General features: G+C 62.7%; 28 protein-coding genes. 13 read left to right on the top strand and 15 right to left on the bottom strand.

Features of this window, described 5'->3' with window-relative positions:
* Positions 1-6: 6 nt before the first annotated feature.
* The 3 genes from JN279_RS25010 to JN279_RS25000 are packed head-to-tail and all read left to right on the top strand — an operon-like array spanning position 7 to position 2619.
* A complete protein-coding gene (locus JN279_RS25010; RefSeq protein ID WP_202350512.1) occupies positions 7-1302 on the top strand; it encodes an SDR family oxidoreductase in 1296 nt (431 codons plus the stop codon).
* The gene (locus JN279_RS25005) at positions 1299-1778 is read left to right on the top strand and encodes a DUF2269 family protein (protein ID WP_096445274.1); all 480 of its coding nucleotides are present in this window, start codon (positions 1299-1301) and stop codon (positions 1776-1778) included. Before JN279_RS25010 ends, JN279_RS25005 begins: the two co-directional genes overlap by 4 nt.
* 46 nt (positions 1779-1824) lie before the next feature.
* Positions 1825-2619, top strand: coding sequence for a PhzF family phenazine biosynthesis protein (locus tag JN279_RS25000; RefSeq protein WP_244734141.1), 795 nt, complete (start codon positions 1825-1827; stop codon positions 2617-2619).
* A 4-nt stretch (positions 2620-2623) separates the two neighbouring features.
* Here JN279_RS25000 and JN279_RS24995 read toward each other — a convergent pair whose 3' ends face one another.
* Positions 2624-3250 (bottom strand): glutathione S-transferase family protein, encoded by a 627-nt coding sequence (locus JN279_RS24995; protein ID WP_202350511.1) that lies wholly within the window; start codon positions 3248-3250, stop codon positions 2624-2626.
* A 78-nt stretch (positions 3251-3328) separates the two neighbouring features.
* Positions 3329-4540 carry an NADP-dependent isocitrate dehydrogenase gene (locus JN279_RS24990; RefSeq protein WP_096445278.1) on the bottom strand — a complete coding sequence of 404 codons (1212 nt, stop codon included), beginning with the start codon at positions 4538-4540 and terminating at the stop codon, positions 3329-3331.
* Positions 4541-4755: 215 nt separating this feature from the next.
* On the opposite strand from JN279_RS24990, the gene JN279_RS24985 reads away from it, so the two are divergent.
* Together JN279_RS24985 and murI are read left to right on the top strand one after the other, a co-directional pair.
* A complete protein-coding gene (locus tag JN279_RS24985) occupies positions 4756-5673 on the top strand; it encodes an RNA methyltransferase (protein ID WP_202350510.1) in 918 nt (305 codons plus the stop codon).
* Positions 5666-6454 carry a glutamate racemase gene (gene murI / locus JN279_RS24980; RefSeq protein WP_096445282.1) on the top strand — a complete coding sequence of 263 codons (789 nt, stop codon included), beginning with the start codon at positions 5666-5668 and terminating at the stop codon, positions 6452-6454. Before JN279_RS24985 ends, murI begins: the two co-directional genes overlap by 8 nt.
* A gap of 23 nt (positions 6455-6477) precedes the next feature.
* On the opposite strand, the gene JN279_RS24975 is transcribed toward murI, so the two are convergent.
* Positions 6478-7860 (bottom strand): RNB domain-containing ribonuclease, encoded by a 1383-nt coding sequence (locus JN279_RS24975; protein WP_202350509.1) that lies wholly within the window; start codon positions 7858-7860, stop codon positions 6478-6480.
* A gap of 162 nt (positions 7861-8022) precedes the next feature.
* Here JN279_RS24975 and JN279_RS24970 point away from each other — a divergent pair, with 162 nt between their 5' ends.
* The gene (locus JN279_RS24970) at positions 8023-8211 is read left to right on the top strand and encodes a DUF3008 family protein (protein WP_096445286.1); all 189 of its coding nucleotides are present in this window, start codon (positions 8023-8025) and stop codon (positions 8209-8211) included.
* 98 nt (positions 8212-8309) lie between these two features.
* On the opposite strand, the gene JN279_RS24965 is transcribed toward JN279_RS24970, so the two are convergent.
* Positions 8310-8507: a hypothetical protein gene (locus tag JN279_RS24965; protein WP_027028656.1), complete on the bottom strand. Its 198-nt coding sequence runs from the start codon at positions 8505-8507 to the stop codon at positions 8310-8312.
* Positions 8508-8880: 373 nt separating this feature from the next.
* On the opposite strand from JN279_RS24965, the gene rpsD reads away from it, so the two are divergent.
* The 4 genes from rpsD to JN279_RS24945 all read left to right on the top strand — a co-directional run bounded on the left by rpsD (position 8881) and on the right by JN279_RS24945 (position 11802).
* Positions 8881-9498 carry a 30S ribosomal protein S4 gene (gene rpsD, locus JN279_RS24960; RefSeq protein ID WP_013895883.1) on the top strand — a complete coding sequence of 206 codons (618 nt, stop codon included), beginning with the start codon at positions 8881-8883 and terminating at the stop codon, positions 9496-9498.
* A 133-nt stretch (positions 9499-9631) separates the two neighbouring features.
* Complete coding sequence (gene ttcA, locus JN279_RS24955) at positions 9632-10519, top strand: tRNA 2-thiocytidine(32) synthetase TtcA (RefSeq protein WP_202350508.1); 888 nt, start codon at positions 9632-9634, stop codon at positions 10517-10519.
* Positions 10509-11336, top strand: a complete 828-nt coding sequence (locus JN279_RS24950) for an inositol monophosphatase family protein (RefSeq protein WP_202350507.1) — start codon at positions 10509-10511, stop codon at positions 11334-11336. The genes ttcA and JN279_RS24950 overlap by 11 nt, the downstream gene beginning before the upstream one ends.
* 64 nt (positions 11337-11400) lie before the next feature.
* Positions 11401-11802, top strand: a complete 402-nt coding sequence (locus tag JN279_RS24945) for a hypothetical protein (RefSeq protein WP_096445292.1) — start codon at positions 11401-11403, stop codon at positions 11800-11802.
* Between the two features lie 110 nt (positions 11803-11912).
* Here the strand turns inward: JN279_RS24945 and JN279_RS24940 are convergent, their stop codons facing one another.
* The 5 genes from JN279_RS24940 to purL all read right to left on the bottom strand — a co-directional run bounded on the left by JN279_RS24940 (position 11913) and on the right by purL (position 16919).
* Positions 11913-13181 carry a multidrug effflux MFS transporter gene (locus tag JN279_RS24940; RefSeq protein ID WP_244734140.1) on the bottom strand — a complete coding sequence of 423 codons (1269 nt, stop codon included), beginning with the start codon at positions 13179-13181 and terminating at the stop codon, positions 11913-11915.
* Between the two features lie 143 nt (positions 13182-13324).
* A complete protein-coding gene (grxD, locus tag JN279_RS24935; RefSeq protein WP_095201472.1) occupies positions 13325-13660 on the bottom strand; it encodes a Grx4 family monothiol glutaredoxin in 336 nt (111 codons plus the stop codon).
* 151 nt (positions 13661-13811) lie between these two features.
* Positions 13812-14045: a BolA/IbaG family iron-sulfur metabolism protein gene (locus JN279_RS24930; protein WP_010909092.1), complete on the bottom strand. Its 234-nt coding sequence runs from the start codon at positions 14043-14045 to the stop codon at positions 13812-13814.
* Positions 14046-14166: 121 nt separating this feature from the next.
* Positions 14167-14691: a hypothetical protein gene (locus tag JN279_RS24925; RefSeq protein ID WP_202350506.1), complete on the bottom strand. Its 525-nt coding sequence runs from the start codon at positions 14689-14691 to the stop codon at positions 14167-14169.
* A complete protein-coding gene (gene purL / locus JN279_RS24920; protein WP_202350505.1) occupies positions 14688-16919 on the bottom strand; it encodes a phosphoribosylformylglycinamidine synthase subunit PurL in 2232 nt (743 codons plus the stop codon). The genes JN279_RS24925 and purL overlap by 4 nt, the downstream gene beginning before the upstream one ends.
* Before the next feature lie 234 nt (positions 16920-17153).
* On the opposite strand from purL, the gene JN279_RS24915 reads away from it, so the two are divergent.
* The gene (locus JN279_RS24915; RefSeq protein ID WP_202350504.1) at positions 17154-17318 is read left to right on the top strand and encodes a hypothetical protein; all 165 of its coding nucleotides are present in this window, start codon (positions 17154-17156) and stop codon (positions 17316-17318) included.
* 14 nt (positions 17319-17332) lie between these two features.
* Here JN279_RS24915 and JN279_RS24910 read toward each other — a convergent pair whose 3' ends face one another.
* The gene (locus JN279_RS24910; protein ID WP_202350503.1) at positions 17333-18745 is read right to left on the bottom strand and encodes an aminotransferase-like domain-containing protein; all 1413 of its coding nucleotides are present in this window, start codon (positions 18743-18745) and stop codon (positions 17333-17335) included.
* 93 nt (positions 18746-18838) lie between these two features.
* Between JN279_RS24910 and JN279_RS24905 the strand changes: the two genes are divergently transcribed.
* Positions 18839-19090, top strand: coding sequence for a DUF1127 domain-containing protein (locus JN279_RS24905; RefSeq protein ID WP_202350502.1), 252 nt, complete (start codon positions 18839-18841; stop codon positions 19088-19090).
* Between the two features lie 9 nt (positions 19091-19099).
* On the opposite strand, the gene JN279_RS24900 is transcribed toward JN279_RS24905, so the two are convergent.
* The 5 genes from JN279_RS24900 to JN279_RS24880 all read right to left on the bottom strand — a co-directional run bounded on the left by JN279_RS24900 (position 19100) and on the right by JN279_RS24880 (position 22117).
* Positions 19100-19741: a Pr6Pr family membrane protein gene (locus JN279_RS24900; RefSeq protein WP_202353789.1), complete on the bottom strand. Its 642-nt coding sequence runs from the start codon at positions 19739-19741 to the stop codon at positions 19100-19102.
* Between the two features lie 2 nt (positions 19742-19743).
* The gene (locus tag JN279_RS24895) at positions 19744-20151 is read right to left on the bottom strand and encodes a hypothetical protein (RefSeq protein WP_202350501.1); all 408 of its coding nucleotides are present in this window, start codon (positions 20149-20151) and stop codon (positions 19744-19746) included.
* Positions 20148-20813: a glutathione S-transferase family protein gene (locus JN279_RS24890; protein WP_096445305.1), complete on the bottom strand. Its 666-nt coding sequence runs from the start codon at positions 20811-20813 to the stop codon at positions 20148-20150. Before JN279_RS24890 ends, JN279_RS24895 begins: the two co-directional genes overlap by 4 nt.
* 87 nt (positions 20814-20900) lie before the next feature.
* Positions 20901-21569: a phosphoribosylformylglycinamidine synthase subunit PurQ gene (purQ, locus tag JN279_RS24885; protein ID WP_096445307.1), complete on the bottom strand. Its 669-nt coding sequence runs from the start codon at positions 21567-21569 to the stop codon at positions 20901-20903.
* Positions 21566-22117: an RNA 2'-phosphotransferase gene (locus JN279_RS24880; RefSeq protein ID WP_202350500.1), complete on the bottom strand. Its 552-nt coding sequence runs from the start codon at positions 22115-22117 to the stop codon at positions 21566-21568. The genes purQ and JN279_RS24880 overlap by 4 nt, the downstream gene beginning before the upstream one ends.
* A gap of 283 nt (positions 22118-22400) precedes the next feature.
* Between JN279_RS24880 and JN279_RS24875 the strand changes: the two genes are divergently transcribed.
* Positions 22401-23573 carry a hypothetical protein gene (locus tag JN279_RS24875; protein WP_202350499.1) on the top strand — a complete coding sequence of 391 codons (1173 nt, stop codon included), beginning with the start codon at positions 22401-22403 and terminating at the stop codon, positions 23571-23573.
* Positions 23574-23612 lie beyond the last annotated feature (39 nt).

The following is a 23612-nucleotide window of genomic DNA, read 5'->3' as shown; positions in this document are numbered from 1 at the left end:
CGCGACATGAAAATTCTCGTCCTCGGCGGCTATGGGTTGATCGGGGACGCCGTCATCGGCCGCTTGCTTCGCGACGGTCATCAGGTGACCGGCCTCGGCCGCGATGTTCGGGATGCCGGGCGCCGCCGGCCGTCGGTTCGCTGGATCGCGGCGGACATGTCGAAATTGCTTGCCGCTGAAGACTGGCTGCCGGTGGTCGCAGGCATGGACGCGGTGGTCAATGCGGCAGGCGCTTTGCAGGACGGCCCACGCGACCGCCTCGACGCCGTTCACCGGGGCTCGGTGGTGGCACTCGTCACGGCCTGCGAAAGGGCCGGCGTGCGGTGCTTTGCACAGATCTCCGCGATCGGCGCCGATCTCTCCTCGGCAAATCCTTTCTTCCGCACCAAGGCGCAAGGCGACAAGGCCGTCGCAAGCTCCTCGCTGGAATGGACGATCCTGCGGCCCGGCCTGGTGATCTCGCCTGCCGCCTATGGCGGCACAGCACTTCTGCGCGCCCTTGCGGCATTTCCCGGTTTTGTTCCGGCCGTCATGCCAAGCCATCTGATCCAGACCGTTTCGGTCACCGACGTTGCCGAAGCGGTGTCATTGGCAGTCGCCGGATCGCTGCCGCCCAGACTTGCCGTCGATTTGGTTGAAGCCAATGCCAGACCGCTCGCCGAGGTCCTGTCCGCCTTGCGTGCGTGGCTTGGTCTGCCGCCGGCGAGGGTGGTGCCGATGCCGGCCATTCTCGGCCGACTTGCGGGCGCCGTTGCCGATATGCTTGGCATGTTTGGCTGGCGGTCTCCATTGCGCAGTGCAGCCCTTGCCGCGGTGGCGCGCGGCGTGACAGGCGATGCCACGGCCTGGAACCAGGTCTCCGACCGTCCGCTTCAGCCGCTGGAAGCAACGCTGGCCGACATGCCCACAAATGTCCAGGAGCGATGGTTTGCCCGGCTCTGGCTGGCGAAGCCTGTCATCTTCGCTGGTCTGTCCCTGTTCTGGCTCGTTTCGGGCATCATCGGCCTGATCCGGCAAGAGGCAGCGGCGGATATCCTTGTTTCGCACGGCGTGTCGGCGAGCCTCGCCCATCTGTCGGTTCTTGGCGGAGGTGTGGCGGATATCCTGGTCGGCGCGGCTGTCGTGGTCCGATCCCTGGCCCGGCGCGCGCTGCTGGCGATGATGGCGATCACGCTGTCCTATCTAGCTGCGGCGACGCTTCTTGTCCCCGGTCTATGGCTTGATCCGCTGGGACCGCTGGTCAAGACGATCCCCGCGCTTTGCCTGGTGCTGGTGGCGCTCGCGGTGCTCGACGAGCGATGAGCCTCTGGGCTGACATATTGCGCTGGGCGCATGTCATCGGCGCCACGGTTCTGTTCGGCACCGGCGCCGGCATTGCCTTCTTCATGCTGATGGCGCAGCGCACCGGCCGCGCCGATATCGTCGCCCATGTCGCCGGCACGGTCGTCGTCGCCGACACGATTTTTACGGCGACCGCCATCATCGTCCAGCCGATCACGGGCGTGTTGCTGGCGCGGGCGGTGGGCTGGCCGCTCTCCGAAGGCTGGATAGTGCTGTCTTTGCTGCTTTATGTCGTGACTGGTCTGTTCTGGCTGCCGGTGGTGTGGATTCAGATTCGGATCCGGAATCTGGCGCGGCAGGCGGCCCTCGAAAACGCGCCGCTACCCACTGAGGAGAAGCGCCTGTTTCGCATCTGGTTTGCTTGCGGCTTCCCGGCCTTTGGCGCGGTGCTTGCGATCCTCTGGCTGATGGTGACCCGGCCAGAAATCAGTTTCTAATGCGCTGGTGCCGCCCGGATATTCAAAGGCCGATCGGGAGAAAGATGTGCCAACACTGATCATGTATCAGGCCGATGCTTTCGCCGATCGGGTTTTTCAGGGCAACCCGGCGGCCGTCCTCATTCTGGAGGACTGGCTTCCGGAAGAGGTCATGCAGGCCGTTGCCAATGAGAACAATTTGGCTGAGACCGCCTTCGCGCGACCGAACGGCGCGGGTTGGGATTTGCGCTGGTTCACGCCGGTGCATGAGGCCGAGTTCTGCGGCCACGCGACGCTCGCCACGGCGCATGTGCTTGCTGAGGCTTACAATGTGTCGGGCGACATGGCCTTTGCGACGCGGATCGGCGAGATCAGGGTTTCGCAACATGACGGTGCCTATCGGCTCGACCTGCCATGCTTCCCGCCACAGCCGCTCGATGCCGAATTGACACGCACGCTTCAGGACAGCGTATCTGCAAGACCAGTCGCGTGCTTTCGCAATTTCGAGAACCTGTTCGTCGAGCTTGCCGATGAAGCCGCCGTGCGATCTTTCGTTCCCGATCTATTCAAGATCGCGGCCTTCGACCCGCTCGGTGTCGTTGTCACCGGGCGGGGCGGCGGCCATGATTTCGTGTCGCGCTACTTCGCTCCGGCAGCGGGCATTCCCGAGGACCCTGTGACCGGCTCGATCCATGCGACGCTGGTGCCGTACTGGGCTGAAAAGCTTGGCAAGACCCATCTATCGGCGTTCCAATGCTCGCAGCGCGGCGGCCATTTGCTGTGCGAGCTTGCGGATGACCGCGTGCTGATCAGCGGTCGCGCCAAAACCTTCATGAAGGCGGAAATCTATCTTCCCGATTGATGCGCTATTCGGCTTTCTCGGTGCGGGCAAAGTTCGCACGAGCGGCAATGCGGGTATACCAGCCTTGTATGTCGGCGAACTGCGCCAGCAGCTTTTGGCCTTCGGCAACCTTGACGAAATAGCCGACGATCGGAGCCGCATGCAGGTCGGCGAGCGTCAACTGGTCACCCAGCAACCACGGCCCCGGCGCCTTGAGTGAGGTGAGCACCCTGAGCACCGTCTCCGCCTGCCGCAGCCCGCCGGCGATCAGGACCTCATCCGGCTGCGCCTTTTCCAGCCGTTCGACGGCAACGTCCCAGACCATGGCGCGGTAGCCATAGGCGTCGAGCATGCCAATGATTTGGCCCATCCTGGCGCGGCCGCGCGCATCGGCGGGCTGCAGCGCCGGGCCGTCGAAAGCCTCGTCGACATAGCGCGCGGTTGCATTCGTCTCAAAAAGGCGAAAACCGTCATGCTCGAAGGCCGGGATGCGGCCGAACGGGTGATGTTCGAGATACCAGGCCGGGACGCCGTCGGCGGCAAAGATGTCGAGCGGTACCAGCTCGTAGTCGATGCCTTTCTCCTCCAGCGCCATCCGCGCGATGCGGACGTAAACGCTGTAATCCGCGCCGTAGAGGATTGGCTTGGTCATGCTGTCAGCCCTTCGCTTCACTGGCCCAAAAGAACGAAGGCTCCTTTCGGAGCCTTCGCCATGTAGAACTGTGGGTACTTAGGCCATGGCCTTCTGCAAATTCTCGTCGATCTTGTCGAGGAAGCCGGTGGTCGACAGCCAGGGCTGGTCGGGACCGATCAGGAGCGACAAGTCCTTGGTCATGAAGCCGCTCTCGACCGTCTGGATGCAGACCTTTTCCAGTGTCTCGGCGAACCGCTTCAGCTCGGCATTGTCGTCGAGCTTGGCGCGGTGGGCGAGGCCGCGCGTCCAGGCGAAGATCGAGGCGATGGAATTAGTCGAGGTTTCCTCGCCCTTCTGGTGCTGGCGGTAATGGCGGGTGACGGTGCCGTGCGCCGCTTCCGCTTCCACCGTCTTGCCGTCCGGGGTCATCAGCACCGAGGTCATCAGGCCGAGCGAGCCAAAGCCCTGAGCCACAGTGTCGGACTGCACGTCGCCGTCATAGTTCTTGCAGGCCCAGACATAGCCGCCAGACCATTTCAGGCTCGACGCCACCATGTCGTCGATCAGGCGGTGCTCGTACCACAGCTTCTTCGCCTTGAACTCCGCCTCGAATTCAGCCTCGTAGACTTCCTGGAAAATGTCCTTGAAGCGTCCGTCATAGGCCTTGAGGATGGTGTTCTTGGTCGACAGATAGACCGGGTAGTTGCGCAGCAGGCCGTAGTTCAGCGAGGCGCGGGCGAATTCGCGGATCGACTCGTCGAGATTGTACATGGCCATGGCGACACCGGCGCCGGGCGCGTCGAACACGTCATGCTCGATCACCTGGCCATCTTCGCCGACGAACTTGATGGTCAGCTTGCCTTTGCCGGGGAAGCGGAAGTCGGTGGCGCGGTACTGGTCGCCGAAGGCGTGGCGGCCGACGATGATCGGCTTGGTCCAGCCGGGCACCAGGCGCGGCACGTTCTTCATGATGATCGGCTCGCGGAAGATGGTGCCGCCGAGGATGTTGCGGATGGTGCCGTTTGGCGACTTCCACATCTTCTTCAGCTTGAATTCCTCGACGCGCTGTTCGTCGGGGGTGATCGTCGCGCATTTCACACCGACGCCGTATTTCTTGATGGCGTTGGCCGAATCGATCGTCACCTGATCGTTGGTTGCGTCGCGATGCTCGATGCCGAGGTCGTAATATTCCAGCTTCAGGTCGAGATAAGGGTGGATCAGCTTGTCCTTGATGAACTGCCAGATGATGCGGGTCATCTCGTCGCCGTCGAGTTCGACGACCGGGTTCGCCACCTTGATCTTCGCCATGAAAGAATGCCTCGTTGCTGGGATATGGGACGGCCTTGCCCGCGTGGCGTTCGGCCGGGAGATGCCGCCCGTATATCAAAGCGTTTTTGGCCGCGCAAACGGCGATCGGTCACGAATGCGGAGCTGTCGACGCAATCATTTGCGAATGCTTCATTTTCGCGGCCGAATATGGCAGGGGACGCTGAAATGCCGCAAACAGCAGTTCTTTGACAATCATGCCCGTCACCAAAGATCCCGATAACGCTCCAGCCGCTGGTCCGGCCATCATCCTCGTCGAGCCACAGCTTGGCGAGAATATCGGCATGGTCGCCCGCGCCATGGCCAATTTCGGTCTGTCGGAGTTGCGCCTCGTCAACCCGCGCGACGGCTGGCCGAGCGAAAAGGCGCGCGCCGCCGCCAGCCGTGCCGACCATGTCATCGACGCCGTCACCGTTTACGAGGACCTGGCCTCGGCGCTTGCCGACCTGAACTTCGTCTTCGCCACAACCGCCAGGCAGCGCGACGGTTTCAAAGCCGTGCGTGGTCCTGTAGAGGCGGGCAGGGTGCTGCGCGCCCGTCACGACATGGGGCAGCGCACCGGCATCCTGTTCGGCCGGGAGCGCTTCGGTCTCTACAATGACGAGGTCGGGCTTGCCGACGAGATCGTCACTTTTCCCGTCGATCCCGATTTCTCCTCGCTCAACATCGCCCAAGCGGCGCTGCTGATGTCCTATGAGTGGATGAAGTCGGGTCTGGAGGACGAGACCAAGACCAACTTCACCGGGCCGGAGATGAAACCGGCAAGCAAGGAAGAATTGCACGGCCTGTTCGCCTATCTCGAAGGCGCGTTGGAAGCGCGCGGCTATTTCCGGCCGGCGCCGAAGAAGCCGAAAATGGTCGACAATCTGCGTGCCGTGCTGACGCGTGCCGGCTTTGCCGAGCCGGAGCTCAAGGTGCTGCGCGGCATCATCTCGTCCCTCGACAGGTTCTCGCCGGCGATGCCGCGCGGCGATGGTTCGCCGGGCGATGATCCAAGGCGGCTTCCGGCCGCCGCGCGCGCCGGCAAGGCAGAATCCGATCGCCCGGCGCACCGGCCTGCCGGTGACGATGAGGACGCACCGCCGCTGGGCGGCAAGGGAACCGACAATGACTGACCAGCCGATCCTGATGTTCGATTCCGGCGTTGGCGGGCTGACCGTTTTGCGCGAGGCGCGCGTGCTGATGCCGGACCGGCGCTTCGTCTATGTCGCGGACGATGCCGCCTTTCCGTTTGGCGCCTGGGAGGAACCTGCGCTGCGGACACACATATTGGAACTGTTCGCCAAGCTGCTTGACAGGTTCACGCCGGCGATTTCCGTCATCGCCTGCAACACCGCCTCGACGCTGGTGATCGATGCGCTGCGCGACAGATTTCCGGGCCATCCCTTCGTTGGCACCGTGCCGGCGGTCAAGCCGGCGGCGGAGCGCACCCGCTCGGGTCTGGTCTCGGTGCTGGCGACGCCGGGCACGGTGAAGCGGCAATATACGCGCGACCTGATCAGCAAATGGGCGCAGAAATGCCATGTCCGCCTGGTTGGCAGCGACAGGCTGGCGGGACTTGCCGAAGTCTATATGCGCGAGGGTTTTGTCGACGAGGAAGCCGTGCGCGCCGAGATCTCGCCCTGCTTCATGGAGCATGAGGGGCTCAGGACCGACATCGTCGTGCTGGCCTGCACGCACTATCCCTTCCTGGTCAACCGCATGCGCAAGACCGCACCCTGGCCGGTCGACTGGATCGATCCGGCCGAAGCGATCGCCCGGCGGGCGCTCTCACTGCTGCCGCCCGTCGATGGGCCGCTGCCACAAGGCGAGCCCGATATCGCGGTCTTCACGTCAGGCAAGGCGGATTTCGCCGTCAGCCGGCTGATGCAGGGGTTCGGGCTGGTCGTGAGCTAGACGGTGGCGGAAAGACCTGCGGCTTAAACAGGTTCGAAGACGATGCTGCGTTGATCCGCATCGGCCAACACCAGTTTTAGCGTCAGACCGTCGCCCTGTCTCAGCCCTGTGGCCTTCACGGTGGCAACGACAGGCATGTCGGCAAGCTGAACGCGCACGCCATGGTCGACGAAGTCGGTGACAACGGCTTTGAACGTTTCCCCCTCGCGTCCCCTGAGCATGACCGCCTCGGCAAGGTCGATGGCCGCATGGTTGATCTGCGAGGCGCGGGCATCCGCACGTCCCATCACCTTCGGCAATCCAGCGAACGCATCGCTGACGGCCTGCGGCACGGGCTGACCGTTGGCGATTGCCAGCGCGCAGCGCACGACGTAGCGGTCGGCCAGCCGCCTGAGTGGTGCGGTGGCGTGGGCATAGGTGGCGGCCATCGCTTCATGCCAGGGGACAACGCCCTCCACATAGGGCTGGTAGGACGCGCCGTTGCCTGCACGGCGGATTTCCAGCATCAACGCCGCCTGTTTCGGGTCGGCCGGGTCAAGCGTGCGCTGGTAGTCGCGCAGGCCGGTAGAGGCCGGCCAGGACAGACCGAGGGCCTGTGCGGCGTTGCGCAGTCTTTGCACCTTGGAAGCGTCCGGCCCGGACATGACCCTGAACAGCCCGGTCTTGTGCGCCAGCATGGCGTCGGCAATCGCCATATTGGCGGCCAGCGAAAGTGCTGCATTGTCCTGCTCGGATTGCAGGAGCGGTCTGAAGGCAAGCCGGAAGGTGCCGTCGGCGAGCCTTTCCACCTCCTGCTCGGGCGGGTCGACGCGGGAAGCGCCGCGACGCTCTTCGTTTGCCGCAATGCGCCGCGCCAATTCGGCGAAGTCGGACGGAACGTCGGAGACCCTCACGCTGTCATAGGCGAGCTTCGCGCGGCTTTGAATGATTGCCCGTTCCACACCGTCCAGCTTCACCGCGCCGTCTTCGGCGACCCGAACCGTGAAGATGACAGCCGGACGCGGTCCATCCGGCAACAAGCTCGCCGCAGCCTCGGCAAGCACCGGGGGATAGAGCCCGGCCTTGCTGTCCGGCAGGTAAAGCGTTTGGCCCCGGTTCCAGGCTTCGACATCCACCGCGTCGCCGTCCTCGACGAACCAGGCCACGTCGGCAATGGCATAATGCAGCAGAAGATCACGGCTGCTCGCCTCGATCGAGAACGCCTGGTCAAGATCGGTGGAGGCCGCCGGATCGAGCGTGACGAAGGGCATATCAGTTCGATCGGCATGCTGGTTCGGCACACGTCTGGCCGCCGCTTCCGCGGCTGCCACGACGCCTGCCGGAAATCCATCCGGCACGTGGAATTCGGTGCGGATTTTCGCCAGGCCGGTGGAGAGAGCTTGTGAGGGGTCTGTCAGCGACTTCATTCAGCCGTCCTACACCAGGGCTTTGGAGACGGGAAGGCTGCCGGCGAATCGCCAAAGCCGGCCGCCTGATGGGCTGGCACAGCTGGCCGAGGAACCGGACAGCTGGCGCTGGAACCGCCGCCACAACGCGGCGTTTCTCCTGACAGCAAAGGAGAAACCGCCATGCCAGCCACTTCGAAAGCCCAGCAGAAAGCCGCAGGCGCCGCACTCTCCGCCAAGCGCGGCGAGACGAAGAAGACCGAACTCAAGGGCGCTTCACGCGAAATGTATGATTCGATGAGCGAAAAGCAGCTTGAGGAATTCGCCGAAACGAAGCGCAACGGGCTGCCGGAAAAGAAGTCGAAAGAGTGAGCGCGTCGTTCGCGACACGTCGGACGAACAGACGAAGGCCTGCGGCGGAACCGCAGGCCTTGTCTCTTTAAGCAAGATCTCCAGGCAAATGTCTTGCCTTACCAGCGGTGGCAGCGCCTTACCTTTGTCACGATCACCTTGCGATGGCCGTGCCGCCACACCACCCTCTTCTTGACGATGACGCGGCACACTTGTTTGTGGCCGTGCCAATGTCGCGCCATGGCCGGTTCCGGCGCCACCGCCATCGAACCTGCAAGCACCGCTGCTCCTGCCAAGGTAAGGAAGAACTTCTTCATGCTAATTGGACTCCTCAAGCTCCAGATCCCTTCCTGGTGCCGTTGGCGCAAACCTCCCGCCACATCCGGCATCGCATCAACGACCCGAACGCTATAGAGTTGCGTTGCGCCGCGCCACTCACAAGCTTGACACCGGTTAAATCTCGGTTTAACCAGCCGCCAACGCTGGGCAGCGATGTCCGGTGTTTGTTTTGTACGCGCAAGACCGGTTGCCTTGGTTTCTGGTTTTGTTTGAACTGACGTGTCCCGTGGGTTTTCCGCCGCGTTGCGTGGGAAAACCCTGTCAGGTCTCGAAAACGGAGGCCAGAGGAGGGCGCGTTTCCTTCACCCGGACCATGAGGTGCCGGGTGTGTTGTTTTGAAAAGGGAATGCGATGAGCAAGCGCGAATCCGCGAAATACAAGATCGACCGCCGTCTCGGCGAAAATATCTGGGGCCGCCCGAAGTCCCCGGTCAACAAGCGTGAATACGGCCCCGGTCAGCACGGCCAGCGCCGCAAGGGCAAGCTTTCCGACTTCGGCCTGCAGCTGCGCGCCAAGCAGAAGCTGAAGGGTCACTATGGCGACGTTTCGGAAAAGCAGTTCCGCAAGGTCTATGAAGAGGCCGATCGCCGCAAGGGCGACACCTCGGAGAACCTGATCGGCCTGCTCGAGTCGCGTCTCGACGCGGTCGTCTATCGCGCCAAGTTCGTGCCGACCATTTTCGCCGCCCGTCAGTTCGTCAACCACGGCCACGTCAACGTCAATGGCAAGCGCGTCAACATCGGCTCGTACCGGTGCAAGCCGGGCGACGTCGTCGAAGTGCGCGAAAAGTCGAAGCAGTTGGTCATCGTGCTGGAATCGGTCGGCCTCGCCGAGCGCGACGTGCCGGACTATATCGAAGCCGATCACAACAAGATGGTCGCGACCTTCTCGCGCATCCCCGGCCTGGCGGACGTTCCGTTCGCCGTCCAGATGGAACCGAACCTGGTCGTCGAATTCTACTCGCGCTGAGCGAACGCATTTCTGCGATACCGAAAGGCCGCCCTCAAGGCGGCCTTTTTGTTTTGGCACATCCGCTTTGCGGTTTCGATTCTCCGGCCGATGCGCTAATCCGGGCGGACGTCACATCCGGGGCCGCCGCGCCATGAACATGCAACCAGACATAGAGACGCTTGAACCGGCCGCCGAAGGCGGCTCCCATCCGCTGTTCGCCGATGTGCCGTCCTCGGTCGAGTTCAACAAATTGCGCAAGCGGCTGCTGCGGCTGACCCGCCAGGCGATCGAGGATTTCTCGATGGTGGAGCCGGGCCAGCGCTGGCTGGTCGCGCTGTCGGGCGGCAAGGATTCCTACGGCTTGCTTGCCACGCTGCTCGACCTCAAATGGCGCGGGCTGCTACCGGTCGAACTCGTGGCCTGCAATCTCGACCAGGGCCAGCCGAATTTCCCCAAGCACATTCTGCCCGATTACCTCGACGCCAACGGCGTTGCCCACCGCATCGAGTACCAGGACACCTATTCGGTGGTCACCGACAAGCTGCCGCAAGGCAGCACCTATTGCTCACTCTGCTCGCGGCTGCGGCGCGGTCATCTCTACCGCATCGCGCGCGAGGAGGGGTGTTCGGCGCTGGTGCTCGGCCATCACCGCGAGGACATTCTCGAAACCTTCTTCATGAACCTGTTCCATGGCGGCCGGCTTGCCGCCATGCCGCCAAAGCTGCTCAACGACGAAGGCGATGTCATGGTGCTGCGGCCGCTGAGCTATTGCGCCGAGATCGACCTCGAGAAATTCGCCGCGGCGATGCGGTTCCCGATCATCCCTTGTGATCTCTGCGGCAGCCAGGAAGGCCTCCAGCGCAACGCCATGAAGGCGATGCTGGAGGACATTGAAAAGCGCATGCCCGGCCGCAAGGACACCATGATCCGCGCGCTGTCCAACACCAGGCCGTCGCATCTGCTCGACCGGAAACTGTTCGACTTTGCAGCCCTGAACCAGGCCCTCAGCACAGGACAAGACACATCCCATGACATTTGACGACAATGCGATCGACTGGCTGGCCAGCCTGCTGGCCGAGGCCGCCGACACCGAAATCATGCCCCGTTTTCGCCGGCTGGGCGATGGCGACGTCAGGCAGAAGACCTCCGCCGCCGATCTGGTGACGGAAGCCGATGTCAACGCCGAGCGGCTGATCACCGCCAGGCTGCGCCAGCGCTATCCCGGCGCCATGGTCGTCGGCGAGGAGGCCTGTTCCGATGATCCGGCGCTGCTCGATGGTCTGGGCGACGCCGATCTGGCCTTCGTCATCGACCCGGTCGACGGCACCTTCAACTTCGCTTCCGGCGTGCCGCTGTTCGGCGTCATGCTTGGCGTCGTGGTCAAGGGTGAGACGGTCGCCGGCATCATCCATGATCCGGTCGGCAAGGACTGGCTGATCGGCGCCAAGGGTGCGGGCAGCCATATCCGCCACGCCCATGGCGGCCTGGAGACGGTGCGGGTCGCGGCAAGCGCGCCGATCTCGCAGATGACCGGCGCTGTCTCCTGGCAATATATGGCCGAACCGGATCGCACGCGACTGGCCTGCAACCAGACCAAGACGCTGTCACAGTTCAACTATCGCTGTGCCGCCCACGAATACCGTTTGCTGGCGAGTGGCCACGGCCATTTCGTCGTCTACAACAAGCTGATGCCGTGGGACCATCTCGCCGGCGTGCTGATCCATGCCGAGGCCGGCGGCCATGCCGCGCGCTTCGACGGCACAGCCTACCTGCCGTCGCATGTCGGCGGCGGTCTGCTGGTCGCGCCCGACCGGGAAAGCTGGCAGGAGTTGCGCCGCGAACTGTGGGCTGGGTAGGATCAATTCCTGCGGCCAGCGGTTTGCGCGGCCGAAGAATTGGTGCTTCGCTGGGGGCTCTTGAATGAAATCTCGGTTCGCAATGTTTGCGGCGGCTCTCGTCTTGTCTGCCAACGCCAATGCGGCAATCGCGCAAGAGCGCCCCTGCCACAGTCCCGATCCCGTCGACACCCTCAAGGAGATGTCGGACGCCATCTACGCCTGTTGGAGGCCGCCGGCGGGAACCGCGGGCATGTCGCTGACGCTGCAGTTCTCGCTTCGCCGCAACGGCACGCTGATCGGCAAGCCCCGTGCCACCTATTCGGATCTCGGGACCGATCCGCAACTCAGCCGGGCCTTCGTCGCATCCATCCTCAAGGCACTCGACGAGGCTCTGCCCTTGCCCTTTTCGGACAGTATGGGCGGAGCAATCGCGGGGCGTTTGCTTGCGCCTCGCTTCACGGCGGCGATTCAAGGTGCATCCTGAGGTGCCTCACCTAGAGCAATTCCAGGAAAAGTGTGGGCGCTTTCCCTTGGGAATTGCGTTAAAACAAGGAGTTAGAGCGGTTCGCCGTTTCCGCGAAACGGTGAACCGTTCTAATGCAGGTCGGTGATATGCCCTGAAACGGGCGGATTGTGCGGCTGGAACATCTTGCCGCGCTCGGCGATGAGGATCATCAGCAGCGCCGCGACCGAGACGCTGCAGAAGCCAGCGGCAAGCGGCGTCACCGTGCCGTTGAAGGCCTGGCCGATCAGCGTGCCGAGAATGCCGCCGAGAAACGTCTGCATGAAACCCAGGATGGACGACGCCGTGCCGGCCAGTTGGCCGAGCGGCTCCATGGCCAATGCGTTGAAATTGGCGCCAAGCGCGCCGAAGGGAAGCATGGCGCTGGCAAAGAAGGTGACGAACAGCCAGAGCGGCATCTTGATTTCCAGCGAAACGACCAGCCAGGCCAGGCTGATGACCAGAAACAGCAGCAGCGCGCTCTGCGACAGGCGGCGCATGCCGATGCGGCCGACGAGGCGTGAATTCAGAAAATTGGAAAAGGCGAGAACGCCTGCGACCCCGGCAAAGATGACGGGGAACATCTCGCCGACATTGAAGATGTCGACATAGATCTGCTGCGCCGAGGCGATGAAGCCGAACATGGCGGCAAAGACGAAGGTGCTGGCAAAGGCGTAGCAGAGCGCGATGCGGTTGGTGAGCACGATGCGGAATCCACCGACGACGGAGGAGACCGTCAGGGACCGGCGATATTCGGGGCGCAGCGTCTCAGGCAGGCGCAGCAGCGACCACGCCGATACGATCAGGGCGCCGACGGCCATGGTGACGAAGATGTAGTGCCAGGTCGCGAACAGCATGATGAACTGGCCGATGCCGGGCGCGATGACCGGTATCGCCATAAACACCATGAAGATCAGCGACATGACCTCGGCCATGCGCCGGCCTTCAAACGTATCGCGTACGATCGAGACCGCGATGACGCGTGTGGCGGCCGCCCCAATGCCTTGCACGGCGCGGCATATCAGCAGCGTTTCAAAGCTTGGCGCGATGGCTGCGGCGGCCGCTGCCGCCACATAGATGATCAGACCCGCGACAAGCGGTGAGCGGCGGCCGAAACGGTCCGAGATCGGCCCGAAGAACAGCTGGCCGCCGCCAAAACCCAGAATATAGGCGGTGACCACATATTGCCGGTGGTTTTCGTTCTCGACGCCGAGCGAGGCACCGATCTGCTGCAGTGCCGGCAGCATGATGTCGATGGCCAGCGAATTCAGCGCCATCAGCGCCGCGCACAGCGCAATGAACTCCCAGCGCGCAATAGGCAGTTTGCTTGCCGATTGCGGCGCTGATGATTGCTGGTCCACGGCAAGTCCGATCTCTCAAACGAAAATGCGCCGGCGGGCCGGCGCATTGGCTCGTCTTGGTCCCGATATCGGGACATAATAAATTGCCGAGGTGGGGCTGCCCCGGCGTTCAGTGCAGTCGCTACGACCTGCCCGAAACCGAATCAGGCAGTGGCTTTGACGCTCACGCCCTTCTCGACGAGGAACGTCTGCAACTCGCCCGCCTGGAACATCTCGCGGATGATGTCGCAGCCGCCGACGAACTCGCCCTTGACGTAGAGTTGGGGGATCGTCGGCCAGTTGGAATAGTCCTTGATGCCCTGGCGCAGCTCTGCAGAGTCCAGGACATTCACGCCTTTATAATCGGCGCCGATATAGTCGAGGATCTGGACGACCTGGCCGGAAAAACCGCACTGCGGGAACCCGGGCGTGCCCTTCATGAAAAGCACGACGTCGTTGCCCTTCACTTCATTGTCGATGTAGTCGTTGATACCGCTCATGGAATATCCTTTCACGCCTGTGGGAGTCAGGCTCGAAGCATGTCCTTCAAATAAACCCATAGGTTGCCCGAAACAAGACATTAGCCGCGCCTGGGCCGAAATGGCGCAAAGGATGGGCGGGTTTGGGCCAAGCGGGTTGGTGGGAACTGCCTCAGTCGGGAACACTGGTCTGCAGCGCCAGTGCGTGCAGCACGCCGCCCATATTGCCCTTCAGCGCGTCATAGACCATCTGGTGCTGCTGGACGCGGCTCTTGCCCCGAAAGCTCTCGGCGACGACTTCCGCCGCATAGTGGTCGCCGTCGCCGGCGAGGTCGCGGATCGTCACCTTGGCGTCCGGAATGCCGTCCTTGATCAGTTTTTCGATGTCGTGGGCATCCATTGCCATGGCACAATTCCTGTTTCGGGCGGACGGCAACGTTGCCGCCCGTGCGATGAGAGTCGGATAAACCTAAAGCCTTTCCGGCCGCGATTGAAGCCGTTCCGTCCTGCACCAGCGCGATTGTCGCCTAGGACGCATTCCCGTCCGGATGGACCGCATCGGTCGCAAGGTCGTCTTCGCGCATCGAGAAGGCGCGACCAAGGCTGAAGACCAGCACATAGAGCGGGATGTTGACCGCCAGATCGGCGATCGGCAGGTAGCTGGTCATTTGCCAGGCTGGCGAGAAGAACGGCTGGCCGTAGCCGTCGCAGACAAGCGAAGAGCCATACTCCCACAAGGCCCCCAGCATGGCCGCGACTGCGAAGAGCTTGATGCAGGTGACGACCTGGCTTGCACGCGCCGGTTCCGGAAGAAGCCGGTTCCAGAGCACCAGACAAACGATCGGAACCGCATAGATGAGGTTCTGCAGCACCAGCATCGGCAGCGTGCCATTGGCCGAAGCCAGGAACTGCTCACGCCTTTCCAGCAGCGGACAAACCTCGCTCGAGGTCGTCGACAGCAGGAAAAAGACGAACGGCCCGAGGAACCAGAAGAAGAACAGCGACGGCCAGAAAACGACTGCAAGCAGCGCCCGGACAGCCAGTGTGCTCAACTGGCCTGGTCCATGAAGCGGGGGAACCAGCCTTCATGCGCGGCCTTCAAGTCGCTGACCGGGATCGCCCTGGCGTCACCGAGCTTCAGCGTGTTGCCGCCGGTCGAGCCGATCCACGGCGCGAAAATGCCGAGCTCGCCCTGCTGCTTGCGGATGGCGTCCCATTCCTCGCCATGCGGGTCGATCGACAGCGTCAGCAGATAGCGGCCCTGATCCTCGCCGAACCAGACCGGGATCGGATCGGTGCCGACAAGCCCGGGAACGGTCGCGCCGATACCCGACGCCATCGCCATTTCGGCCAGCGCCACCGCGATGCCGCCATCGGAGACGTCATGCGCAGCGGTGACGATGCCGGAGGCGATCAGCGAACGCACATGGTCGCCGACGCGCTTCTCATGCGCGAGGTGCACCGGCGGCGGCGGACCGTCCGTGCGGCCATGGATGTCTCTGAAATAGACGGACTGGCCAAGATGCGTGCCCCAGGAGGCGGGCGCGCCAACCAGCAGGATCATCTGGCCCTCAGCGGCAAAGCCGGTGCGCACCATCTTCGACCAATCGGCGATCAAGCCGACGCCGCCGATGGTCGGTGTCGGCAAGATGCCCTGGCCGTTGGTCTCGTTGTAGAGCGAGACGTTGCCCGACACGATCGGGAAGCCGAGCGCGCGGCAGGCATCACCGATGCCTTTCACCGCACCGACCAGCTGGCCCATGATCTCAGGCCGTTCCGGATTGCCGAAATTGAGGTTGTCGGTGGCGGCCAGCGGCAGCGCGCCGGTGGCGGTGAGGTTGCGCCAGCATTCGGCCACGGCCTGCTTGCCGCCCTCATAGGGATCGGCCTCGCAATAGCGCGGCGTCACGTCGGAGGAGAAGGCGAGCGCCTTGGTCGCATGGCCTTCCACCCGCACCACGCCGGCATCGCCGCCGGGAAGCTGCAGCGAATTGCCCTGGATCAGCGTATCGTACTGCTCCCACACCCAGCGGCGCGACGACAGGTCCGGTCCGCCGAGCAGCTTCAGCAGCGCGTCGGCGACATCGGCCTGCGGGATGTCATTGGCGGCGAGCGGCGCCGGCTTTTTCGGCTCGACCCAGGGGCGGTCATATTCCGGCGCCTTGTCGCCGAGGTCCTTGATCGGCAGATCAGCGACCTGGTCGCCCTGGTGCAGCACGCGAAAACGCAGATCGTCGGTGGTCTTGCCGACAATGGCGAAGTCGAGACCCCATTTGTGGAAGATCGCCTCGGCTTCCTTTTCCTTCTCGGGGCGCAGCACCATCAGCATGCGCTCCTGGCTTTCCGACAGCATCATCTCATAGGCGCTCATGCGCTCCTCGCGCACCGGCACCTTGTCGAGGTCGAGTTCGATGCCGAGATCGCCCTTGGCGCCCATCTCGACCGCCGAGCAGGTGAGGCCGGCCGCACCCATGTCCTGGATGGCGATGACGGCGCCCGAGGCCATCAGTTCAAGACAGGCCTCGAGCAGGCATTTTTCGGTGAAGGGGTCGCCGACCTGCACGGTCGGACGCTTCTCGTCGATCTTGTCGTCGAATTCAGCCGACGCCATGGTGGCGCCGCCGACGCCGTCGCGGCCGGTCTTGGCACCGAGATAGACGACCGGCAGGCCGACGCCCTTGGCTTCCGACAGGAAGATGGCATTGGTCTTGGCGAGGCCCGCGGCAAAAGCGTTGACCAGGATGTTGCCGTTATAGCGGGCGTCGAAATTGACCTCGCCGCCGACCGTCGGCACGCCGAAGGAATTGCCGTAGCCGCCAACGCCCGACACCACACCCGCGACGAGATGCCTGGTCTTGGGGTGATCGGGAGCGCCAAAGCGCAGCGCGTTCATCGCCGCGATCGGCCGCGCGCCCATGGTGAACACGTCGCGCAAAATGCCGCCGACGCCGGTCGCCGCACCCTGGTAGGGCTCGATGAAGGAAGGGTGGTTGTGGCTTTCCATCTTGAAGACGACGCAGTCACCGTCACCGATGTCGACGACGCCGGCATTCTCGCCTGGTCCCTGGATGACCTGCGGCCCGGTGGTGGGCAGCGTGCGCAGCCACTTCTTCGAGGATTTGTAGGAACAGTGCTCGTTCCACATCGCCGAGAAGATGCCGAGCTCGGTGAAGCTCGGCTCGCGGCCGACGAGATCGAGGATGCGCTGATACTCGTCTGGCTTCAGCCCATGCGCGGCAATGAGCTCGGGGGTGATCGGCACGGAATTGGAAATGGTCATGGGCGGCGATGTATGTCCATGGAGCGGGGATTTTGAGTCCCCTCTTATCGCAAGCTTTGCGGCCGATACACCCGTCGATGAACGAAAAAAGACAGAAAGCAGCAAGGTGATGGCCGGGGCAGGCCCGCACCGGGGCTTGCAGGCGCCCGAGATCACTGTGAGGGATGCAAAGCCGAATGGGGAACGCTAAGGCGTCCCGGCCGTTGGGTCTGCGACCATTCAGGAGACCGGACCATGGCTAGCAAGCAAGGCAAGAAAGACAATCGCCTCTCCGACAAGGAGGCCATGCATATTGCCGAGACCACCGACGTTTCGCCCGGGCAGGCCAAGGAACTGGCCGAAAAGCACGGCAAGGACAAGGCCAAGGAGGAAGCCAGAAACTTCAAGGCTGAGGGTTGATCCGTTCAGCTCTCTCAGGAGAAGCTGTCATAGCCGGCGCGGCCTTCGTCGAGGAGGCGCCGGATGACGGCAACGCCGTTGGCGACATCGCCGCGCTGTCTCGGCTGCGAGGTGCCGAAGCGGATGCCGTGAAAGACCTGCTCGGAGCGGCCGGCCTTGAACTCATCCTCATCGTCGATCAGCACGCCGTGTTCCAGGCAGGCATTCTTGAAGGTGCCGGAAAGCCAGGGATCGGGCAAGGTCAGCCAGACGAAGGGCACCTTGTCGTGTGACTTGAACGCGAAGCCGGCCAGCGTCTCGCGCACGATCGCGATGCGGGCGCTGATTTCGGCGATGCAGCGCTTACGGATATCGCTGGCCTGACCGGAAAGCACCAGCCTTGTATTCACCTCCGCCAGCAGGAAGGGCATGCCGCCGGTCATCATCTTGTGGGCGACACGGATCCGGTGGCGATAGGCAGGAGGGCAGGAGAGCCAGCCGCCGCGGATTCCGGCCGCCACCGATTTCGACAGGCCGCCGGCGACGATGGTTCTTTCCGGGGCATATTCGGCAAGCAACGGTGTCGGATCGTCGGTCAGGTGGCCGTAGAGGTCATCCTCGATCAGGATGACGTTGTATTCGCGCGCGACACGCGCGATCGCCACGCGCCGCGCAGCGGACAATGTCGTCAGGGTCGGATTCTGCGCCGTCGGCATCAGGAAGATCATCCTCGGATGCTTTTGTGCGCAGACGCGCTCGAAATCGGCCGGGTCGAGACCTTCGTCGTCGGACACCACCAGCGCGGTGCGCCGGCCAATCAGCCCGGCACTGCGGGATATCTGCGAATAGGTGAGGTGTTCGAAGGCGACATAATCGCCGGGCGTGGTCAGCGCCGCGATCGCCGCCATCACCGCGGCATGGGTGCCGAGCGTCGGAACGATGCTGTCGGCGGCGGGGCGGAACGAGTTCCGCGACAGCCAGCGGGCCCCGGACTCGTACCAGCGGCCTGGAAAATCGCGCGTATAGCTTGAGATTTCATGGGGATGATCCTGCGCCGTGCGCGACAGCACATCTGCGACGTCAGTGCCCTGGCCGACATCGGGCGCCGCCGTGCTGTCGAAACGCAGCTTGCCCTGCGGCGCATCGACGGTGCGCGTGCCTTCCACTGTGACGTCGGGCGCCTCCGGTTTCACGCCGTCGGCGCGCCGGCCAAGCACATAGGTTCCACGCCCCACTTCGCCGCTCACCAGCCCGCGCTCGCGCAGCAATTGATAGGCCCGGCCGACCGTACCGACCGTGGTGCCGATGTCATAGGCGAGGTCGCGCTGCGGCGGCAGTTTTGTCCCGGCACCGATCACGCCCTGGTCGATGCCCGCTTCAACGGAGTCGGCAAGGCGTTGATAGAGCGGCCCGGTGCCGGAGGTCAGATCTGGGAGCCAATTTGTCATGGTGACAATTTTCTATATTGCACCGGAGTATGAGTCAATACATATCAATCGCGCACCAAATGGGGTGCAATTGAGAGTTTTGGCAGAAAGAAAATGGATACAATCGCGACAATCCGTCATTCAAGCCCCGCTTTCCCAAGCGAGGCGCTGCGCCCGTCCGGCCAGCGCGGCTTTGTCGGCCGTCTGGTGCGCGTGGTCAGCTCGTTGGCACGATCGATCGACCATTTGCTGGCGCGCCGGCGCGGCCGGCTGGCATTGCTGGAGATGACCGACGATCAGCTCAAGGACATCGGTATCTCCCGCTGTGATGCTCACCGCGAGGGCATCAGGCGTTTCTGGGATTAGAGGCCAAGCTTAGCGGACCCGTTTGGCTCCGCGATGGCCGATGCCGCGATCGATAAAAACGGCGACGACGCAGATCACCAGGAACAGCGCGGTGATGGCCAATGCCGCCATGGCGACACTGGCTGCGCCGTTCTTGGCGACATCAAGGAAGGGGTAGGGCACCTCGCCGGCAAACGGCGCCCGCGCCAGCGCATAGGCCAGATAGGCGATGGGATAGAGTACCCACCAGGAAATGTCGCTCCATCTTGTCCTGCCGTCGGCGCCCGCGATCAGCCACCACAGCACGAACAGCACCGGCGTTACGTAGTGCAGCAGCACATCGCAGAGCAGGAACAGACCCTGCGGCTGCCAGAGCCGCGCCAGGACCGTGGCATAGACGATGAAGACCAGGGTGATCGAAACCGCGACGCCCGCCCGCATTCGTGACCCGGCGAAGGCCGGCAGCCAGGCATAGCCGGTGGATGACAGCAAGGACGTGTGCACCAGCACGCCGCCGATGTTGGTCAGGATGGTGAAGAAGCTGAACAGGAAGACGACCGAGCCGAGCAGGCTGCGCCCGGCGTCCATCGACGCTGGAATGCTGATGCAGAACTGCAGGACGAGGCCAGCCAGACCAATGGCCAGACCCGTCACCTGCAGGAAGCGGCCCATGATCAGGCCGTTGCGGCGCAAGCCGGATTACCGGCCTGCCAGCGGGCAATGTCGGAGCCGATGCGCGCGCCGAGCGGATCGTTCATCAGCGGTCCGAACGCGTCGACGCGGCTCGAATTGCCTTGCGCCTGCACGACCAGCAATGGCTTGCCGCCATAATGCTTGGCCGGCACCAGAAGGAAACGTGGCGTGCCGCTGAACGAGTTCAGTTCATTGGCCATCTGATATTGCTTGAAGGCCGGGTCCTTGCTGGCGATCCAGCATTTGTGGGCAGCGATCGCAACCTGTTCCATGGCCAGCAGCGCCGCGCTCTTGCCTGAGGGCACAGGCGTGCTCCTCGGGGTCGATTGGCACGACGCCAGGGCAAAGCCTGCCGCGGCGACGAGAACGATCGTCTTGCTCCTGATCAAGCGGCACCCATCTCGAGTTCGGACAGAAAGATTTTCAGGCCGTCGGTCATCTCGCCCCAGACCCGCGACAAGGCCGGATGCTGCGAGGCGATCTGTTCGTAGGCATCGAATTTGGGATAGGCGTCGAGCAAGTCGTGGCGGCCCGTCATGGCGCGGAAATTGTTGAAGATGAACCGCGTCGGCGTCAGCCAGGCGTCGGCGAAGCTGATGTCGTTACCGAGTGCGAAGGGGCCTTGCGCCATGCGCGCCTCGATCGCCGCCAGCCCGTGATGCAGGCGGGCGAATTGGGCGTCGATCTCGGCATTGTTGCGCTTCGGTACGAAATGCAGCTCGAAAAGCTTCATTGTCGGCGTCAGCACGTCGAGATCGGTGATGCGGGCGAACATGCGCACCAGCGCGCGATCCTTGGAATCGGGCGGCAGCAGCGCCGGTTCCGGAAACCGCTCCTCGAGATATTCGGCGATGACCACCGATTCGACGATGGTTTCGCCCGAGCCAGTGATCAGCACCGGAATCCGGTTCATCGGCGAGACGGCGCGAAACGCCTCGGGGATCGGAAAACCCGGCGGTGGCGCGATGATCTTGAGCGGCACGTCCTTGATATAGGCCAGCGCCCGCACGATCGACGAGTAGGGCGACAACGGCCGCGAATAGAGTTTCATGACCGTCTCTCTCCCCTCAAAGCGGACTTGCCCAATGGATGGACTGAACTGTCCGGCTGTTTTTCAAGGCATTTTGCCTTGTTGATGTCACGCGGCGATGCCGAGCGCGCCTTCGAAAAGGGCACGGCCGTCGCTGCCGCCATGGGCGGCTTCGATCAGGTTTTCGGGATGCGGCATCAGGCCGAGCACATTGCCTTGTTCGTTGATGATGCCGGCAATGTCATTGATCGAGCCATTGGGGTTGGTACCCTCGGCATAGCGGAACACGACCTGGCCTTCACCTTCGAGGCGGGCAAGAGTTTCGGCGTCGGCGAAGTAATTGCCGTCGTGGTGCGCCACCGGCGAGCGGATGATCTGGCCCGGCTGATAGCGGCGGGTGAACATGGTGTTGGCGTTGGTAACTTCGAGCTTGACCTGCCGGCAGACGAACTTCAGCGACGTGTTGCGCATGAGCGCCCCCGGCAGCAGGCCGGCCTCGACCAGGATCTGAAAACCGTTGCAGACGCCGATGACGGTGACGCCCTTGGCGGCCTTTTCGGCAACCGCCCGCATCACCGGCATGCGCGCCGCGATCGCGCCGCAACGCAAATAGTCGCCGAAAGAGAAGCCGCCTGGGATGGCGATCAGGTCGACATCCGGGATTTCGGTGTCGGTCTGCCAGACGGTAGTCGGCGCATGTCCGGAAATCTTGGTCAGCGCTGCGATCATGTCGCGGTCGCGGTTGAGGCCAGGCAGAAGGACGACGGCGGATTTCATGGCAATTCCCGTTCGAGCATCTGAGTGAGATACCGGGGTGGAACGTGGTTGGTCAACCAGACACCGTTATCGGAGAGAAAGAATGACACCCCATCCTTGGTCATGGCTGCCGAGTCGACTTGCAGGATAACACTTTTTCCGGCGCGACGCCGAGCGACGATCAGAGCCGTTTCGACATCTTTTGACAAGTGAACATGCTGGCGTGACTGGCTGGTCAGGCCCTCACGCAAAATGGCGGGTAGAAACTCTTCCTTGGTGCCGTGGAAGAGGATATCGGGCGGAACCGACGGCGGCAGGCCGAGATTGACATCGACACTGTGACCCTGCACGGCACGGATGCGATCGCCGTCGACGGCAAAGCGCTTTTTCGGATTTTCTTCGACGATGCGCAAAACATCGGCGGCCGATGCGCCGAATTTTGTCTGGATGACCGCGCAAAGCGCGCCGAAATCAGCCCAGCCGTTCTCGCCGAGCGATAATCCCGCGTCCTGCGGCGCGTGCCGCAGGACCAGGCTCATGAATTTCGAGATTTGCGTGTCGTTCGGCATTTAAGAAGCGGTCGCGCCACTGTGCTTGGGCGGCTTTATTTCAGTCCGTTCATTTGAGATATCGCGTGCCGGTCTAACGAGTGGGAGCCCGCCGGTCAAACCGCCCATACCAAGATTTCTTGCTGAAGAGCGTCCACGAAGGTTTCAGGCGGTTACTGTTGATTAAGTCTACGCCCACGTCTGTGGCTTCGAGAGACCTTATCGAGGATTTTCTACAGTACGAATCCCGAAATTAACATCTCTACTCGCAAGATGAATTTGCATACGAAAGACTGAGGCTCGAGTGGACAGCGACAAGATCAAAGAGCGCGAAAATGTTCGACGCAGCATGTGGGTCTCGGCAACGATCATAGCATCGCTTTGCGCGTTTGCGTTCATGCTTGTGTGGGATGCCAGCCCCTCTACCGGAACGCTTTTTTCAACCTGGCTTTCCCTCGATACGGACCTGGGAGCATGCGCTGTCTCGTTCACGCGCCTGCTGCTGGCGACCACGATCATTTCGGTCGGCCTGGGCGTGATGTCCGCGGGGCTGGTCGTCTCGGATCTGATTGATGTCTTCAGCTATAAGAGAAGCTTTCGCGTTTACCGCGGGCTTTTCCTGGTCGGGACGGTCCTTACGGCATTGTTGCTGCTGCCGCTCATTTCGAAAGACGGTGGGTGGTACGCGGGCGGCCGTCACGGCATGTCGCGGATCGACCTCGCGAATGCCTGTATCGCCAGCCACTACACCACTTTCTATAGACTATACTGGAGCCTTCTCGTCGTCGTCATCCTGGGCTGGGCCAGCATGATGGTGTTGACGATCCTGCGGCGCGCAATCATTGACGGGCGTGATCCGAACGAGCTTTCCGACGATCCGCAAGTGAGGAACATCCAGCTGCGAGCCCTGAAATGGTCTCAGCGCCGCATGGCAATTGGACGAATCACGTTCAAGCTCGCGGCGACCATTCTGGCAGCGGCGCTTTTTTTTGTTGGCGCGTCGTCCATGAAGCCCGCCATTGCCCGGTTCATTCATACATTCACCTGGGAACGGCAAAAAGTGAATGTGGTCGAGACCGGCATGCAATGTGTGCTGGAGGTCAAAGTCAGGCGCGAATGGGTGGAGCAGTCCCGTGCCGATTGCTCTCCTGACGCCGACATGATCCCGTCAACGCCGACGCCGGGCACCGGTGTCTGGCGCATCACGAAAGTCCCGACCGCAAAGCTTGCCTATCGTTCTCCGGACGGTGGCCAATACTCGTTCGACGTGGTCGGAGATTTTTATGTGAATTTCCCGACATCGGTTGGCGCCGAGATCGAGGTGCTGCGCAATCCGGCCAGCCCGGAGGGGATCGACAAGGTGTTCGATAATGGCGACATCCAGCGAATGGCCTACAAGCTGCTCATGATCGTCATCGGCGCCGTTGCGATCTACTTTTTGTGGATTCGCAGACAACAGAACCAGCGCCCCGTCTAAAGCAGATTATTGCTTGTGGGCAGGGGTTGGCCGTTGTTT

Origin of the sequence: Mesorhizobium sp. 113-1-2, from assembly GCF_016756475.1 — a bacterium.
Lineage (GTDB): Bacteria > Pseudomonadota > Alphaproteobacteria > Rhizobiales > Rhizobiaceae > Mesorhizobium > Mesorhizobium loti_C.
This window is presented reverse-complemented; position numbering and strand designations above follow the sequence as displayed.